Annotated in this window: 12 protein-coding genes; 5 read left to right on the top strand and 7 right to left on the bottom strand. The window is 69.4% G+C overall.

Features of this window, described 5'->3' with window-relative positions:
- The first annotated feature begins 46 nt into the window (after positions 1-46).
- Positions 47-3,586, top strand: coding sequence for a protein kinase domain-containing protein (locus tag QC180_RS01265; protein WP_474646371.1), 3,540 nt, complete (start codon positions 47-49; stop codon positions 3,584-3,586).
- A 31-nt stretch (positions 3,587-3,617) separates the two neighbouring features.
- On the opposite strand, the gene QC180_RS01260 is transcribed toward QC180_RS01265, so the two are convergent.
- Together QC180_RS01260 and QC180_RS01255 are read right to left on the bottom strand one after the other, a co-directional pair.
- Positions 3,618-4,934, bottom strand: a complete 1,317-nt coding sequence (locus QC180_RS01260; RefSeq protein WP_278260676.1) for a class I SAM-dependent methyltransferase — start codon at positions 4,932-4,934, stop codon at positions 3,618-3,620.
- Positions 4,931-6,370, bottom strand: coding sequence for an FAD-binding oxidoreductase (locus tag QC180_RS01255; RefSeq protein ID WP_278261171.1), 1,440 nt, complete (start codon positions 6,368-6,370; stop codon positions 4,931-4,933). Before QC180_RS01255 ends, QC180_RS01260 begins: the two co-directional genes overlap by 4 nt.
- A gap of 151 nt (positions 6,371-6,521) precedes the next feature.
- Between QC180_RS01255 and QC180_RS01250 the strand changes: the two genes are divergently transcribed.
- Entirely contained in the window at positions 6,522-6,956 is a 435-nt protein-coding gene (locus tag QC180_RS01250; RefSeq protein ID WP_278260675.1) for an SRPBCC family protein, read from the top strand.
- Positions 6,957-6,959: 3 nt separating this feature from the next.
- On the opposite strand, the gene QC180_RS01245 is transcribed toward QC180_RS01250, so the two are convergent.
- Genes QC180_RS01245 through QC180_RS01235 form a run of 3 tightly spaced genes read right to left on the bottom strand, consistent with a single transcriptional unit; the run spans position 6,960 to position 8,746 of the window.
- Positions 6,960-7,310, bottom strand: coding sequence for a VOC family protein (locus QC180_RS01245; RefSeq protein WP_278260674.1), 351 nt, complete (start codon positions 7,308-7,310; stop codon positions 6,960-6,962).
- Complete coding sequence (locus tag QC180_RS01240; protein WP_278260673.1) at positions 7,307-8,137, bottom strand: MerR family transcriptional regulator; 831 nt, start codon at positions 8,135-8,137, stop codon at positions 7,307-7,309. The genes QC180_RS01245 and QC180_RS01240 overlap by 4 nt, the downstream gene beginning before the upstream one ends.
- A gap of 45 nt (positions 8,138-8,182) precedes the next feature.
- Positions 8,183-8,746 carry a hypothetical protein gene (locus QC180_RS01235; protein WP_278260672.1) on the bottom strand — a complete coding sequence of 188 codons (564 nt, stop codon included), beginning with the start codon at positions 8,744-8,746 and terminating at the stop codon, positions 8,183-8,185.
- 252 nt (positions 8,747-8,998) lie between these two features.
- Between QC180_RS01235 and QC180_RS01230 the strand changes: the two genes are divergently transcribed.
- Positions 8,999-9,316 (top strand): YbaB/EbfC family nucleoid-associated protein, encoded by a 318-nt coding sequence (locus QC180_RS01230; protein WP_474646382.1) that lies wholly within the window; start codon positions 8,999-9,001, stop codon positions 9,314-9,316.
- Positions 9,316-9,924 carry a recombination mediator RecR gene (recR, locus tag QC180_RS01225; protein ID WP_278260670.1) on the top strand — a complete coding sequence of 203 codons (609 nt, stop codon included), beginning with the start codon at positions 9,316-9,318 and terminating at the stop codon, positions 9,922-9,924. Before QC180_RS01230 ends, recR begins: the two co-directional genes overlap by 1 nt.
- Here recR and QC180_RS01220 read toward each other — a convergent pair whose 3' ends face one another.
- Complete coding sequence (locus tag QC180_RS01220) at positions 9,925-10,566, bottom strand: hypothetical protein (RefSeq protein ID WP_278260669.1); 642 nt, start codon at positions 10,564-10,566, stop codon at positions 9,925-9,927.
- 53 nt (positions 10,567-10,619) lie between these two features.
- A complete protein-coding gene (locus QC180_RS01215) occupies positions 10,620-11,066 on the bottom strand; it encodes a hypothetical protein (RefSeq protein ID WP_278260668.1) in 447 nt (148 codons plus the stop codon).
- Positions 11,067-11,235: 169 nt separating this feature from the next.
- Between QC180_RS01215 and QC180_RS01210 the strand changes: the two genes are divergently transcribed.
- Positions 11,236-15,264: a transglutaminase family protein gene (locus tag QC180_RS01210; protein ID WP_278261170.1), complete on the top strand. Its 4,029-nt coding sequence runs from the start codon at positions 11,236-11,238 to the stop codon at positions 15,262-15,264.
- Positions 15,265-15,516 lie beyond the last annotated feature (252 nt).

The following is a 15,516-nucleotide window of genomic DNA, read 5'->3' as shown; positions in this document are numbered from 1 at the left end:
TATGTAGACACACGCCGGTGCCGCCGTCGATTCGAGGGGTGGTCACATGGATCCGGAACCGACCCGAATGCAGCCGGGGCCGTCGGAGTCGTCGCCGGTGGGTAACAGCACCCAGCGGGCGAAGGCGCCGGGGGAGCCGGACGAGGCGGTGATCGCCGAGCTGGCGGCCATGGGGCTGACCGAGGCCGTGGAGATCGGGCGCGGCGGATTCGGCGTGGTGTATCGGGCCAGGCAGCCCGCGCTGGACCGGGTGGTGGCGGTGAAGGTGCTGTCCTCGGAGATCGATGTGGAGAGCCGGGAGCGGTTCCTGCGCGAGGAACAGGCCATGGGCAGGCTCTCGGGGCATCCGAACATCGTCGACATCCTGCAGGTCGACGCCACGCCGACCGGGCTGCCGCTGATCGTCATGCCGTATTTCGCGCGCGGTTCGCTGGAACGGCTCATTCACGACACCGGTCCGCTGACCTGGTCGGACACCCTGCGCGCCGGGGTGAAGCTGGCCGCGGCGATCGAGTCGGCGCATCGCGCGCGTATCCTGCACCGCGATGTGAAACCGGCCAACGTGCTGATCAGCGACTACGGCGAACCGCAGCTCACCGATTTCGGTATCGCCCGCATCCCCGGCGGTTTCCAGACCTCGAGCAGCATGATCACCGGTTCGCCCGCGTTCACCGCGCCCGAGGTGCTCAAGGGCCTGGAACCGACCGTGCAGTCCGATATCTACGGGCTCGGTGCCACCCTGTTCGCCCTGCTCACCGGCCATGCCGCCTTCGAACGGCAGGCGGGGGAGAAGGTGGTCGCTCAGTTTCTGCGGATCACCACCCAGAACGTCCCCGATCTGCGCGCCCAGGACATCCCCGACGACGTGGCCGCCGTCATCGAACGCGCCATGTCACCCGATCCGGCCGACCGCCCCGCCTCGGCCGCGGAATTCGGCGAACTCCTGCGCGAGGTACAGGCCGCGCACGACCAATTACCCGACGAGATGGCCCTGCTCGGCACCGACGAACCCGCCGACCACGCACCGGAATCGCTCAAGGCCGTCACCGCGCGCCGCAGCTGGCCGCTGACCCTGCGCCCCGCGGTCGGCGGCGCCTCGGTGCCGATGCGCACCAGCACCACCCTGCCGCCGACCGCGGCCACCAAGTTCCGCCCGCCCACCCCGTCCCGCGCGCCGTTCCCCCGCCAGCGCCTGCTCGACGTGCTGCGCGCGGGCGGCAACCGCATCCTCGCGCTCGTGCACGCCCCCGCGGGCTTCGGCAAGAGCACCGTGGCCGCGCAGTGGCGTGCCGACCTGGTCGCCCGCGACATCCCGGTGGCCTGGCTGGGCATCGACCACGACGACGACAACGAGATCTGGTTCCTCGGCCACCTCATCCAGGCCATCCGCCGGGTCCGCCCCGATGTGGGCGCCGGGCTCGAACAGGTGCTCGAGGAACGGCCCGCCGACGCGGTCGCCTTCGTGATCGCCACCCTGATCGACGAGATCCACGCCAGTGACCGCCCGGTGGTGGTCGTGGTGGACGACTGGCACCGGGTGCGCGACCCCGCCGTGCATCACGCGATGGCGGCGCTGCTGGACAAGGGTTGTCACCATGTGCGGTTCGTGGTCACCAGCCGCGATCAGTCCGGGCTGCCGATCAGCCGGATGCGGGTCAGGGACGAACTGGTCGAACTGGGGGCCGCGCAACTGCGGCTCACCGAGGCCGAGACCCGCCAGATCCTGGTGGAGCGCAACGGTTTCGCGCTCACCGACGAGCAGATCGAACAGATCCACGCGGCCACCGAGGGCTGGCCCGCCGCGATCCAGCTGGTCAGCCTGACGCTGCGCGGCAAGGGCGACCCGGCCCAGCTGCTCGGTTCGCTGGCCGAGGGCGGGCACGGGATGCGCGAGTACCTGGCCGAGAACGTGCTCGACAGCATGGACTCGGAGCTGCTCGAATTCCTCATGGCCATCTCGGTGGTGGAGCGCATCAACGGCCCGCTGGCCTCGATCCTGGCCGACGTCCCCGACGGCGCCGCCCTGCTGGAACAGGCCGAACAGCGCGAACTGTTCCTGCGCCGCATCGAACACGACCCGGAGTGGTTCCGGATGCAGCCGCTGTTCGCCGAGCATCTGCGGGCCCGGCTCGACCGCGTGCACCCCGGCCGCTCGAAGGTGCTGCACCGCAAGGCGGCCCGCTGGTTCGCCGAACACCAGCTGCTGCGCAAGTCGGTCGACCACGCGCTCGCGGCCACCGATCTCAAGCTCGCCGCCGACCTGCTCGAGAGCGGCGGCATGGACCTCATCGACGGTTCCCGGTTGGCGACCCTGCTGGGCAGCGTCTCGAAACTGCCGGTGCAGCAGGTGACCTCGCGTTCCAAGCTGCTGATGGCCGTGGCCAGGGCGAATATGAACCTGCAGCAGACCGGGACCGCGCGCTCGGCGCTGGGCCGCCTGTCCAACCTGCTCGCCCGCGGCACCTCCGAACCCGAACTGGCCCAGCAGCGCTGCGCGGCCGCGGTGCTCGACGCCGCCGACCGGGTGGCCCACGACGACACCGCCGAGGTCACCGCACGGCTCGCCCCCTGCCTGGAGAATCCCGACGACCTGCCCGCCTGGGTGGTCTCCACGGCCGCCAACCTGGTCTCGTTCGTGCGGCTGTGCGAGTTCGACTTCGCTGGCGTGACCGAGACGCAGGACTGGGCCGAGAAGTACCACGCCGAGTCCAAGGACCCGCTCGGTCCGGTCTTCGGGCTGTGCGCACGGGGCGACGCGGCCTACGAACAGCTCGACATCGCCACCGCCACCGCCTGTTTCGAGCAGGCCTACGACACCGCCCGCGACCGCGCCGGGCCACGCTCGGACGCGGCGCGAGTCGCGGCGGCGCTGCTCGGTGAGCTGGCCTATCGGCGCGGTGACCTCGAGCTGGCCGACCGGCTGCTCGACGACAGCCACGAGTTGGTCACCCGGGTGGGCCCGGTGGACTTCCTGGTCGCGACGTTCGTCATCGGGGCCAGGGTGAAGGCCGCGCTGGGTGATCAATACACGGCCGCCGCCCGCCTCGACGAGGGCGCCCGCTTGGCCGCGAGCAACACCCTGGCCCGCCTCGACGCGCACGTGCGCGCCGAACGCTTCCGCCTCGGCCTGCCCACCGGCGACGACGCCGACCGCGTCACCGCGCTCCCGTCCGGCAACGGTTCCCGACGCAAGTCGGGGGCGGCGGTGCTCATCGCCGAGGCCGGGGAGATCGCCGAGATCCGCGAACTGCTGTCCCAGCAGCGCCTGCGCGCCGACGACCGCGCGGCCCGGCACGCCCGGGCGCTCTACTCCCGGATCATCGAGCAGGCCAGGCCCCGCGCCGAACTCGACGTCACCCTGCTGTTGGCCGAGACGCTGGCCGCGGCGGGCTGGATCGGCGAGGCCACCGGCCTGGTGCTGCCGGTGCTGAGCACCTGCGCCGAACTGGGCTGGACCCGACCGCTGCTCGACGCGGGACCGGGTGTGGTCGGCCTGCTGCACGTGCTGCGCACGCAGTCGCACGACGGCAACCAACACTCGATCCTCGCCGAACTACCGGGCCACTTCCTCGACGAACTGCTGTGACATTTGCGGCTGGTGCCGAGAACGTCGCTGATTACGGTGTCCACCAAGGGCGCAGCGGTACGTCCCAATGTCCCTCGCTGTCCAGTTTCACACCCAGTACGTGGTGCAGCTGGACCACATTGCGCTGGAAGCCGAGTCGACAGCCCGCCATGTACAGGCCCCACACCTTCGCGGTTCCTTCGCCGACCTCGGCCACGCAGGCGTCCCAGTTCTCGACCAGGTTCTTGCACCATTCGTGCAGGGTCAGCGCGTAGTGCTCGCGCAGGTTCTCCTCGTGCAGCACCTCCAGCCCGACGTTCTGGGCCTCGGCGATGATGCGGCCGGAGCCGATGAGCTCACCGTCGGGGAAGACGTAGCGGTCGATGAAATCGCCCGCCTTGGTGGTGCGGGTGTTGTCGGGCCGGGTGATGCAGTGGTTGAGGAACAGGCCGCCGGGGCGCAGCTTGTCCTTGATGAAGCCGAAGTAGAACGGATAGTTGTGCACGCCGATGTGCTCGGTGAGCCCGATCGAGGAGACCGCGTCGAAATCGCCCTCGGGGATGTCGCGGTAGTCGCTGTAGCGGACTTCGGCCAGGTCGGAGAGCCCTTCCTCGGCGATCTTGGCCTGCGCCCAGGCGGCCTGCTCGGAGGACAGCGTCGCCCCGATCACCTTCACCCCGCGTCGCGCGGCGTAGCGGACCATGCCGCCCCAGCCGCAGCCGATGTCGAGCAGCCGGTCGCCTTCCTTCAGGCGCAGTTTGTCGAAGATCAGCCGGTACTTGTTCTCCTGGGCCTGCTCGAGGGTCCAGTCGGAGTCGCCGTAGACCGCGCAGGTGTAGGTCATCGACGGGCCCAGGACGTACTCGTAGAACGTGTTGGAGACGTCGTAGTGGTGGTGGATGGCTTCGGCGTCGCGGGTCTTGGAGTGGCGCAGGCCCTCCAGCGCGATCCGGCGCCAGCGCGGCAGTGTCTCCTGCGGCGGCGGGGCGATCGGCTTGAGCCGTTCCCAGCCCAGCGAGCGCGCGATGGTGACCAGCGACAGCGCCGACGGGCGATGGAACTTCATGCCCTGCATGGCTTTGAGGATCTCGTACGGGTCGCCGGGGTGCACGCCTTCGGCGACCATGTCCCCGGAGATGTAGGCGCGGGCCATGCCCAGGTCACCGGGGGCGGTGGCCAGGTAGTTGATGCCGCGCGGGGTCTTGATGTCGAGGGTGAATTCCGCGTCGGCGGGGCCGGTGGCGCTGCCGTCGTAGGCGGTGAGCCGGATCGGGATGTCACCGTCGACGAGGGTTTCGAACACCTCGGCGATGGTGAGCCGGGTTCCCAGCTCGGCGAATACCTCTGATCGGTCCTTGAATGTCGTCACTTGCGTTGCACCGCCTTCGAATACAGATTCAGCAGTCGTTGGTCCGGGTCGTAACGGTTCTTCAGTTGCGCGTAGGTGTCGCCACCGTAGAGCGCGGCGAACTCGGTTTCGTCGTAGTAGGCGTCCGAGTACAGCGATTTGTGCCCGTCCAGGGCGGACACGGTCTTCTCGATGGCGCGGTTGGCCGTCCCTTCCGGCTGACCGGGCACCGTCGGCACGGCCGACCAGAACCCGACATTGACGTAGGTGCGGTCCGGCTCCAGCGGATACAGCGGCCACGGGCGATCGGATTCGGCGCCCTCGACCGCGCTGTCACGCAACCGCAACGGGCACAACCAGATCGGCTCGATCGGTATTTCCCGCAGGAACCATTCTACGAACTCCGCGGTGCGCCCGACGGGTACCTCGATGTCCTGCACCACCCGCTCCTGCGGCGGATTGCCCTTGCGGGCCTCGAGCCGGTCGCCGATGTGGTACTTGCGGTCCAGCGCGACCAGCTTCCAGTAGAAGCTGCTGCGGCGGTACTTCTTCGGCCAGAAGCGGCGGATCTTCGGATTCTGGGTGCCGAAGGCGCGCGAGCACCAGAACCAGTCGGTGTCCCAGCGCCACAGGTAGTCGTGGATGGTCAGCCGGTCGCGTTTCACGCCGTCGGCGTGCTGCAGCGAGCGGTAGAAGATGTCCATGCCGGTGTAGTCGCTGACCGGGCCGGGCTCGTCGGTGCGGCGGCCCAGCGTCAGGTAGCTCTCCTCGGCGGTGAACACCACGCCGTCGAGGTAGTCGACCTGTTCGCCCTGGTAACTGCGGTCGACGACGATGCGTTCCAGCTCGGCCTCCAGTTCCCGCAGGTCGTGGAAGCGCACGTGCCGCAGCGCGACGAACGGCTGCACGGGCTCGAGTTCGATCTTGAGCCGGACGGTGTAGCCGAGGGTGCCGTAGGAGTTGGGGAAACCGTGGAACAACTCGGCGTGCTCGTTGGTCGGGGTCGCGGTGACGATCTCGCCGGAACCGGTCAGCACGTCCATTTCCAGCACGGATTCGTGCGGCAGACCGTTGCGGAACGAGGTCGACTCGATGCCCAGGCCGGTCACCGCGCCACCGAGGGTGATGGTCTTGAGCTGCGGCACCACCAGCGGGGCCAGGCCGTAGGGGAGGGTGGCCGCGACCAGGTCCTCGTAGGTGGTCATGCCCGCCACGTCGGCCGTCCTGGCCTCCGGGTCGACGGCGATCACCCGGTTCAGCCCGGAGACGTCCAGGCCCGGCGCGCTGGTCGCCGCCCTGGCGCGGAACAGGTTCGACGTCTTCTTCGCCAGGCGGACGACAGCACCGGGAGGGATGGCGCGATAGCTTGCCAGCAGTCGTGCCACGCCCTCTCGGTGCGCGGGGTATCCAGACTCGCGTGCGGCCGGTGCGTGGCCGGCTCTGCCCAACAGACTCACTGCCACCCCTCGACGCTAGTACTCCCGCGCCCGCCCGGCCACCGGATACTCGCGCGCCGTCGCGAAAAGTCCCCTGGCCGGGGGTTCGGAACGGGCACAGGGCAGGATGTAACCCGGTCGAGATATCGCACCCGGCGACAAGGAGTCAACAGTGGGACAGGTCAGCGCCAGCAGTTCGATCGTGGTCGCGGCGGATCCGCAGCGCACCATCGAAGCCATCGGGGACTACGAGACGGTCCGCCCGCGCATCCTCTCCTCGCACTACCGCGACTACAAGGTGATCGAGGGCGGCAAGGGCGCGGGCACCGTGGTCGAGTGGACCCTGCAGGCCACCGAGAAGCGTTCGCGCAACGTGCGTGCCGAAGTCACCGTGTCGGACTCGATCCTGACCGAGCGCGACGCCAACTCCTCGATGGTCAACACCTGGACCGTCACCCCGGAGGGGACTGGTTCGCGCGTCACCGTCCGCACCACCTGGCAGGGCGCCGGTGGCATCTCGGGCATCTTCGAGGGAATCTTCGCCCCGCTGGGCCTGAAGAAGATCCAGGCGGAAGTTCTGGGCAACCTCGCGCGCGAACTGGCCTGAGGTCTACTCCTTCCCGATGTCGAAGAGGTTTCCTTCGGGGTCGGCGAGGGTGGCCCACTGCTGGCCGTATTCGTCGAAGTCACCGATGTGCTTGCCGCCCAGGCTGATCGCGCGCTCGATGTAGTCGCGCCATTCGGCGGAGTGGTAGTCCAGGTGCACGACGTTCTTGCCCGAGTTCTTGTCGTCGACCTGGATGAACATCAGGATCGGCGAGGAGCCCGCAGTCTTGCCGACGGTGGCGAAGAACTCCGAGGCTTCCGGGTCGACGGGCACGTCCAGCAGTTGGGCGTAGAAGTCGGCCAGGGCCGCGGCGTTGTGGCAGTCGAACGTGACATTGCCCAGTGCGAGGGTCATCGGTTTTCTCCTTCGGTGATCGGCCAGCACACCTCGGTGATGTAGTCGGCCGGGTTTTCGGTGAGGTCGGGTCCGACGAGATAGCGCTCGCGGACCGGTGCGTCGGGGAGGGCGGTGGCGTGCTCGGCGACGTGGCTGCCGAGCGCGCCATAGGTGCGGTCGAAGTCTTCGAAGGCGCCGGTGTGCACGGCGATGGCGAAACGCAGCGCCGGGAACCCGGTCACCTCCATGCCCTCGGGCACCACGAGTTCGGTATCCGGCGGGATCGGCACGTAGGCGGTGACCGAGCCGATGTCGTCGGTGAAGAATTCCGTCGAATAGGTCGCGCCCGCAACACCACCCGGCGTGACACCCAGGGCGAGCAGACTGGTGTAGAGCTGCTCGAACACCACATCGCACCACGGTCCGATCGCGTGGTGCTCCACGCGTTCGGTGCGGGTCAGCGCGGTGAACGCCGGTTCCATCCGGTAATCCACCCGCAGCGGCGGCGGTGGTTCGGTGAGCAGCGCGCGCAGCGAGGCGATCACGTCCTGGGTGCGCCGCAGTTCGGCTTCCATCCTGGCCAGATGCGCGCGCAGCGTGACATCGCGCTCGGCCGGATCGGTGGCCGCGAGCACCGCGCGGATCTGCGGTAACGGCATGTCCAGATCGCGCAGCCGACGGATCAGGTGCGCGCGCTCGACCTGCTCGGTGGAGTACTTGCGATAGCCGGTGCCCGCGTCCACGGCCACCGGCTCGAGCAGCTCTATCTCGTGGTAGTAGCGCAAGGTCTTCACGCTGAGGTGGGTGAGGCGGGCGAATTCGCCGATCGCCACGGTGGCTGTCATGGGATCCAGCCAACACCCTCCAGCGGGGGGAGGGTCAACAACGGCTCAGGCGGGCGCGAGCACGAAGGCGGCGAGCAGCGGCCAGTCGCCCTCGCGCCACCAGGAGTAGCCGAACCAGACACCGGGGGCGATCTCGCGGATCTCGTCGTAGACCTGCGGGGTCGGGGAGGGCGCGTAGTTCAGGGCCCAGGTGGGCTTGCCGTCGAGGATCGACGGCGCGCGGTAGACGTCGGCGGGGAACGCCTCGATGCCCGCGCCGGTGACGCGGTTGGTCAGGGTGCCGCCGTCGGGGCCGGTGCGGAAGACCTTGCCGACCCACAGCGACGGCGCGATGCCGGTGAACTGCTGCGGGCGGGTCACCCAGCCGTTGGTGACACCGTTGGGGACGGCCCCGGCCTCGGCGTCGCGGTAGATCTGGTCCTGCTGGGTGACACTGCAGCGAAACCGCAGCGAATCCATGGTCACCGCGGGGTTGCCGGTGTCGACGACGCAGCCGCGGCCGTAGTCGGTGACCTCCGCCGAGGCGATGGGGGCGGCGAGAAAGAGCAGGCAGGCGGTCGACGCGCACAGGGCTGCCGCGGTGGACAGTCGAGCACGGGTGGCATTCATTCTGTTCTCCCTGGGGTTGCTGAACCTGGCCCGACCTCGATCGATCGTAGGGTGCGTGCCGCGATCCGGATCGAATGCGGAACGCCAGCAACGAATCTGTTATCTGAGCAGGCGTCGGTAACGGTCCGGTCGGTATGCGGGGCGCCGGTCGCGCATGTGGGACCATCGCCGACGAAGCCGTGCGTACTAGGCTTGGAGCCGACGACTTTCTAGAGAGGACATTCTGTGCAACCCGGTGATGGTCAGTTCGATATGCAGGCATTGCTCGCCCAGGCCCAGCAGATGCAGCAGGCGGTGATGCAGGCCCAGGCCGAGCTGGCCGAGTCCGAGGTGCAGGGTCAGGCCGGTGGCGGGCTGGTCCAGGCCACCATCAAGGTCAGCGGTGAGGTCACCGCGCTGACCATCGACCCGAAGGTGGTCGACCCCAGCGATGTCGACGGCCTGCAGGACCTGGTCATCGGCGCGATCAACGACGCCATGGGCAACGCGCAGAAGCTCGCGGCCGAGCGTCTCGGCCCGCTCTCGGCCGGTCTCGGCGGCGGCTCGCTGCCCGGTCTGCCCGACTTCTGATGTATGAGGGGCCGGTTCAGGATCTGATCGACGAGCTGGGCAAACTGCCCGGCGTCGGTCCCAAGAGCGCCCAGCGCATCGCGTTCCATCTGCTCGGCGTGGAGCCGCCGGAGATCGACCGGCTCCAGGCGGCGTTGCAGAAGGTGCGCGACGGTGTGCAGTTCTGCGTGTCGTGCGGCACCGTCGCCGACGGCGAACTGTGCCGGATCTGCGCCGACCCGCGCCGCGACCGCACCATGATCTGCGTGGTCGAGGAACCCAAGGATGTCCAGGCGATCGAGCGCACCCGCGAGTTCCGTGGGCGCTACCACGTGCTCGGCGGTGCGCTCGACCCGCTCAGCGGGATCGGGCCCGATCAGCTGCGCATCCGGGAGCTGCTCACCCGCATCGGTAATCAGGACGACGGCGTCGACGTCAGCGAGGTGATCATCGCGACCGACCCGAACACCGAGGGCGAGGCGACGGCCACCTATCTGGTGCGCATGCTGCGCGATTTCCCCGGTCTGTCGGTCACCCGGCTGGCCTCGGGCCTGCCGATGGGCGGCGATCTGGAATTCGCCGACGAGCTGACCCTGGGCCGCGCCCTGTCGGGCCGCCGCGCCCTCTGATCAGAACTCGACGCGGGTCCAGGAGACCTCCGCGCCCGCGTCGGGTCGGTCGTTGGCCCAGTCCCAGATGATGCGCGCGACCTGGGCGGGGTCCTCCAGGGTGGTGCCGAAGTGCTTGTCGGCCGAGCCGTCGCGGTATTCGAGGGTGTACGGGCCATCCGGGTCGCGGTAGGTCTGGATGTAGCGCTGTTCGCCGCGCTCGACGATCAGATACGGATTCGGATCGGCCAGCCCCGCCACCCACCGGTGCGCCAGTTCTTCCGTGAGATAGGGGAATTCGCCCGCGCCACCGTGCGTCACCGCGATCGGGATATGCCCCGCCGGATCGATCAGCCAACTGAGCTGCGGATCGTAGACGGCGTACCCGCGCGGGGTCGCCAGGTCGAACAGCAGATTGCGCACGAATCCGATCGCGTCGTACGGCGAGGGCACATACAGCGTGTCCCCACTGGGCCCACCCACCGCCTCGACACTGAGAAACACGTCCTCGGTCGGCAACTCGTTGTTGCGCTCGTTCAACTCGGTGGCGATCTCCACGATCGCCGCCGCCTCCGGCTTCCCCTCCTGCCCCGCCAGATAGGCGTCCACCTCATCGATGGAGCTGGCGACACCGGACGGCAGAATGATGTGGTCGTAGCTCACCGACCCAGCCTACGTCCCCTCCGGAGGCCGCCGAACAGCGAACTACGGGTTCGTCAGAGGGCGCGGGCGTAGCGGACCGAGGCGACGATCTCGGGCATGTCGAGTCGCAGGGTGGGGTCGTTGTCGATGGCCTCGCGGATTTCGAGGACGGCGTCGTCGACGGTGCTGCGGCGTGCGGAGGTGATCAGTTCGGTGCGGACGTAGTCGCTCAGCGGAATTCCGGCCGCTGCCGCGCGTGCGGTGAAAACGCTCCATGCTTCGGCGGGGAGGTCGTAGATATTGATCAAGGCCAGTGCGGCCGCGTCGACTTCGGCGCCGGGGTGGTCCGGGCGCTCGTCGGCGAGGAATTGGACGACCGCGTCGATGGAGGTCCGTCGTGCGGCGAGTGCGATCAATTCGCGGCGCACGTATTGCTGTATCGGTAGCCCGGCCGCGCGAGCGCGCCGTCGCAGGGTCGCGGAGGTGGGGGCGGGGAGGTCTTCGACATCGAGTGGCGCCATGTCGACACGGTAGGTGTGGGGCGGCGGATCGGCAACGGTGGCGGGGTCGTAGGTGGTCGTGCGGTTGCGGGGTGGTGGGGCGTTACCGTGGGGTTTCGTGCTGGTGTGGGTCGGGAAACGCCGGGGGCGACGGGGGGTCGTGGGGTGGGTCGGTGTGGTCAACTTGGGTATGGGCATCAAGGTGTCGCTCGAGCACCGGACCGCGTATTCGTTCGATCGGCTGGTCGAGGTGCATCCGCACGAGGTGCGGTTGCGGCCCGCGCCGCATTCTCGGACGCCGATCGTGGCCTATTCGCTGGAGGTGTCACCGGCGGGGCACTATGTGAATTGGCAGCAGGACGCGTTCGGGAATTTCGTTGCGCGGCTGGTGTTTCCGGAGCGGACGCGGGAATTGTCGATCACCGTGGGGTTGATCGCGGATCTCGAGGTGGTCAATCCGTTCGATTTCTTCGTCGAGGATTACGCGGAGTATTTCCCGTTCGCCTATCCGGCGGCGCTGGCGGCGGATCTGGAACCGTATCTGCGGCCGGTCGCGGATGCCGGGGAGCTGGTGCGGGAATGGGTGCGGGTGCATCGGCCGCGCGGGCGGATGCGGTCGATCGACGGGCTGGTCGAGCTGAATTACGCGCTGCGCAATACGGTCGACTACACGGTGCGGATGGAACCGGGCGTGCAGACGCCCGAGCAGACGCTGCGCGGCAGGCTCGGGTCGTGCCGGGACTCGGCGTGGTTGCTGGTGGCGATCCTGCGGGAGTTGGGGCTGGCGGCGCGGTTCGTGTCCGGGTATCTGGTGCAGCTCACCTCGGATACGCCCGCGCTGGACGGGCCGTCGGGCCCCAGCGCCGATTTCACCGACCTGCACGCCTGGACCGAGGTGTATCTGCCCGGCGCTGGCTGGGTCGGCATGGACCCCACCTCGGGATTGTTCGCCGGGGAAGGCCACATTCCGCTGGCCGCGACCCCGCATCCCGGTGCGGCCGCCCCCATCACCGGGGCCACCGGCATCACCGAGGCCACGCTCGAATTCAGCAATGTGGTGCGGCGGGTGCACGAGGACCCGCGAGTCACGCTGCCCTACACCGACTCCCAGTGGACACGCATCACCGCGTCCGGCGCCGCCATCGACGCGCGCATGGCCGCCGCCGACGTGGGCCTGACCATGGGCGGCGAACCCACCTTCGTCTCCATCGACGACCAGATGAGCCCCCAGTGGACCACCGACGCCGACGGCCCACACAAACGCGAACGCGCCGTCGACCTGACCGAGCGCCTGCGCGCCCGCTACGCCCCCACCGGCATCGTCCAATACCGCCAGGGCAAGTGGTACCCGGGAGAACCACTGCCCCGCTGGGAGATCGCCATTGCCTGGCGCGCCGACGGCCACCCGATCTGGACGCGCCAGAACCTACTGGCCGACCCGTGGACTCCCATCGGTGAGCCCGTCGGCCCCGACCTAACCGCGCCCCCCGGCGAGGATCACGAGCAACCCGACGCGGTCGAAAGGGGCGGTGAGCTCGCGGAGCGTGTGGATGCGGCCGTGGTCGCGGCGGGGGTCATGGCGGGGCACGCCGTACCGGTCGCGGCGGGGGCCGAGCCGCACCCCGCCGTGCCGCGACTGATCGGCGTCGGCGGCTCGACGGCATCCTCGCCTGCGGGCGATGTCACCGCGACCTCGGCGACCCGGACGTGCGGTGGTGCCGAGGTCGCCGCACGCGAGTCGGGCTGTCGTGCCGAGGTCGCCGCACCTGAGTCGGGCGGTGGTGCCGAGGTCATCGCACCCGAGTCGGGCGGTGGTGCCGAGGTCACCGAAGCCGAGTCGGCCAGTGGCACCGAGGTCGGGTCGGCCAGTGGCACCGAGGTCGGGTCGGCCAGTGGCACCGAAGCCGGGTCGGGCGGTGGTGCCGAGGCCATCGAACGCGACTTGGCCGGTGGGGAGCGGTCGATCGCCGTACAGCCGCGGAACGCGCGTGTGGCAGGCGCGGTCGAGGTGGGGATCGCATCGGAGACGGTCACGCGGTCGACCGACGCGCAACCGCAGAATGCCGCGGTGGTCGAGACGTCTGCCGAGGCTGGGCGACTCGCATCGGGTGTGGGTGTGGGCGCGGGGGATCGGCGACGAGCGGGCGCGGATCATGATGACGCGCGGGCGTTCGCCGCGCATATCGCCGATGCGCTCGGTCTGCCGTCCACGCAGGTGCGGGCCGCCTACGAGGACCCGCTGGCCAGGCTGGCCGCCACCGTCGGCGCGCCCGAGGGTGAGCCGCCGGAGGACGACATCGATCCCGGGACGGATTCGCCCGAGACCAGGCGTGAGTTCCTCGCGCGGCTCGACGCGGCAGTCAGTGAGCCGAGCGCGTTCGTAATCCCGCTGCACCGCAGGGACGATGGTGCCGGATGGGCGAGTGCGGACTGGCGGTTGCGGCGGGGCGGCGCGGATGGCGGTCCGGGGCGGATCGTGCTGGCAGAGGGCGATTCGCCAGCGGGGCTCAGGCTTCCCCTGCACTCGCTGTCGTGGCACGAAACGCCGGTGCCGCCCGAGGCCGACCCGCTGTTCCAGGGGCCGCTCCGACTGCCGCGCACGGAACCGCCCGCCGAGGTGGAGGAGGCGGATTTCCGGCCGACCACGGCGCTGGTCGCCGAAGTGCGCGCGGGACGGCTGCACGTGTTCCTGCCGCCGGTCGAAGAACTCGACGACTTCCTCGACCTGCTCGCGAAGGTGGAACAGGCGGCCGCGGCTATCGGTCAGCCGGTGGTGCTCGAGGGGTATGCCCCGCCGGGTGACGCTCGGCTGCACACCTTTTCGATCACCCCCGATCCCGGCGTGATCGAGGTGAACATCATGCCCACCACGTCCTTCGCCGAGCAGGCCGAGGTGCTGGGCACCCTCTACGAGCAGGCCAGGCTCGCGCGGCTGAGCACCGAATCGTTCGACGTGGACGGCACGCACGGCGGGACCGGCGGCGGCAACCACATCACCCTCGGCGGCACCAGTCCGGCGCGCTCGCCGCTGCTGCGGCGGCCGGATCTGCTGGTCTCGATGCTCACCTACTGGCAGCGTCATCCCGCGCTGTCGTACCTGTTCGCGGGCCGGTTCGTCGGTCCCACTTCGCAGGCGCCGCGCGCCGACGAGGGGCGCGAGGACGCGCTCTACGAACTGGAGATCGCCTTCGCCGAGATCGCTCGCCTCACCGCCGAAAAGGCCGCTGCGACGTCGGAAGTCCGGTCCGCGCCCTGGCACATCGACCGCGCGCTGCGGCATCTGCTCACCGATCTCACCGGCAACACCCACCGCGCCGAATTCTGCGTCGACAAGCTCTACAGTCCGGATTCCGCGCGCGGACGACTCGGTCTGCTGGAACTGCGCGGCTTCGAGATGCCGCCGCACTTCCAGATGGCGATGGTGCAATCGCTGCTGGTACGTGGGCTGGTCGCGATGTTCTGGGACAAGCCCTACCGGGCGCCGCTGATCCGACACGGCGCGAATCTGCACGGCCGCTACCTGCTGCCGCATTTCCTGACCAGCGATATCGCCGAGGTCGCCGCCGACCTGCGCGCGCACGGCATCGACTTCGACACCAGCTGGCTCGACCCGTTCACCGAGTTCCGGTTCCCGCGCATCGGCACCACCACGATCGGCGGGGTGGAACTGGAACTGCGCGGCGCCATCGAACCGTGGCTCACCCTCGGCGAACAGTCCACCGAGCAGGGCACCGCCCGCTACGTCGACTCCTCGGTGGAGCGCCTGCAGGTGCGCGTGGTCGGCGCCGACCGCGACCGCTACGTGCTCACCTGCAACGGCATGCCCGTCCCGCTGCTGGCCACCGACAAGGCCGACGTGCAGGTGGCGGGCGTGCGCTACCGCGCCTGGCAGCCGCCGAATTCGCTGCACCCCTCGATCACCGTCGACGCCCCCCTGGTCTTCGACCTGGTCGACCCCGCCACCGGCCTCTCCCACGGCGGCTGCACCTACCACGTCGTGCACCCCGGCGGCCGCGCCTTCGACGACGCCCCCGTCAACGCCGTCGCCGCCCAGTCCCGCCGCAATCGCCGCTTCGAAGCCACCGGACACACCGTGAATCCCCAGGATCCGGCCGCTCTCCGTGCGAAGATCGCCGCGCAGTCGACCGACATCGGCGCACCCGGCATCCTGGATCTACGTCGCGCGCGCACCGTGTGGGACACCGCAGGTCACCGATAGCGACCCCGCCACCCTCGAGAAGGGCAACCCCGAAATGCCCAACAAGAAGCCCAGACATCGCGCATTCCCAACCCCGCACATCCCGACCCCGAGGAGGGATCGCCGACGAAGTCGGCGGTTCGCGCCCGTCCCGTCGATCAGGCGCCGTGGCGTAGGCGACGAAGGAGCAAGCCACGGTGCCTGATCGACGGGACCCCAGGGGGCGCGAACTCGAGCGCGCCAGCGCTCCAACCAGCACAGCACTCGAGCGCG

It is taken from the genome of Nocardia anocheti (genome assembly GCF_029675105.1).
Lineage (GTDB): Bacteria > Actinomycetota > Actinomycetes > Mycobacteriales > Mycobacteriaceae > Nocardia.
Note: the sequence above shows the minus strand (reverse complement) of the source record. Positions and strands in the feature narration are given on the sequence as shown.

Bases quoted from the DNA above. Each gene is read 5' to 3' on its own strand.
- QC180_RS01265 (WP_474646371.1), top strand. From the start codon at position 47: ATGGATCCGGAACCGACCCGAATGCAGCCGGGGCCGTCGGAGTCGTCG.
- QC180_RS01245 (WP_278260674.1), bottom strand. From the start codon at position 7,310: ATGACCCTCGCACTGGGCAATGTCACGTTCGACTGCCACAACGCCGCG.
- QC180_RS01240 (WP_278260673.1), bottom strand. From the start codon at position 8,137: ATGACAGCCACCGTGGCGATCGGCGAATTCGCCCGCCTCACCCACCTC.
- QC180_RS01235 (WP_278260672.1), bottom strand. From the start codon at position 8,746: ATGAATGCCACCCGTGCTCGACTGTCCACCGCGGCAGCCCTGTGCGCG.
- QC180_RS01230 (WP_474646382.1), top strand. From the start codon at position 8,999: ATGCAGGCATTGCTCGCCCAGGCCCAGCAGATGCAGCAGGCGGTGATG.
- recR (WP_278260670.1), top strand. From the start codon at position 9,316: ATGTATGAGGGGCCGGTTCAGGATCTGATCGACGAGCTGGGCAAACTG.
- QC180_RS01215 (WP_278260668.1), bottom strand. From the start codon at position 11,066: ATGGCGCCACTCGATGTCGAAGACCTCCCCGCCCCCACCTCCGCGACC.
- QC180_RS01210 (WP_278261170.1), top strand. From the start codon at position 11,236: ATGGGCATCAAGGTGTCGCTCGAGCACCGGACCGCGTATTCGTTCGAT.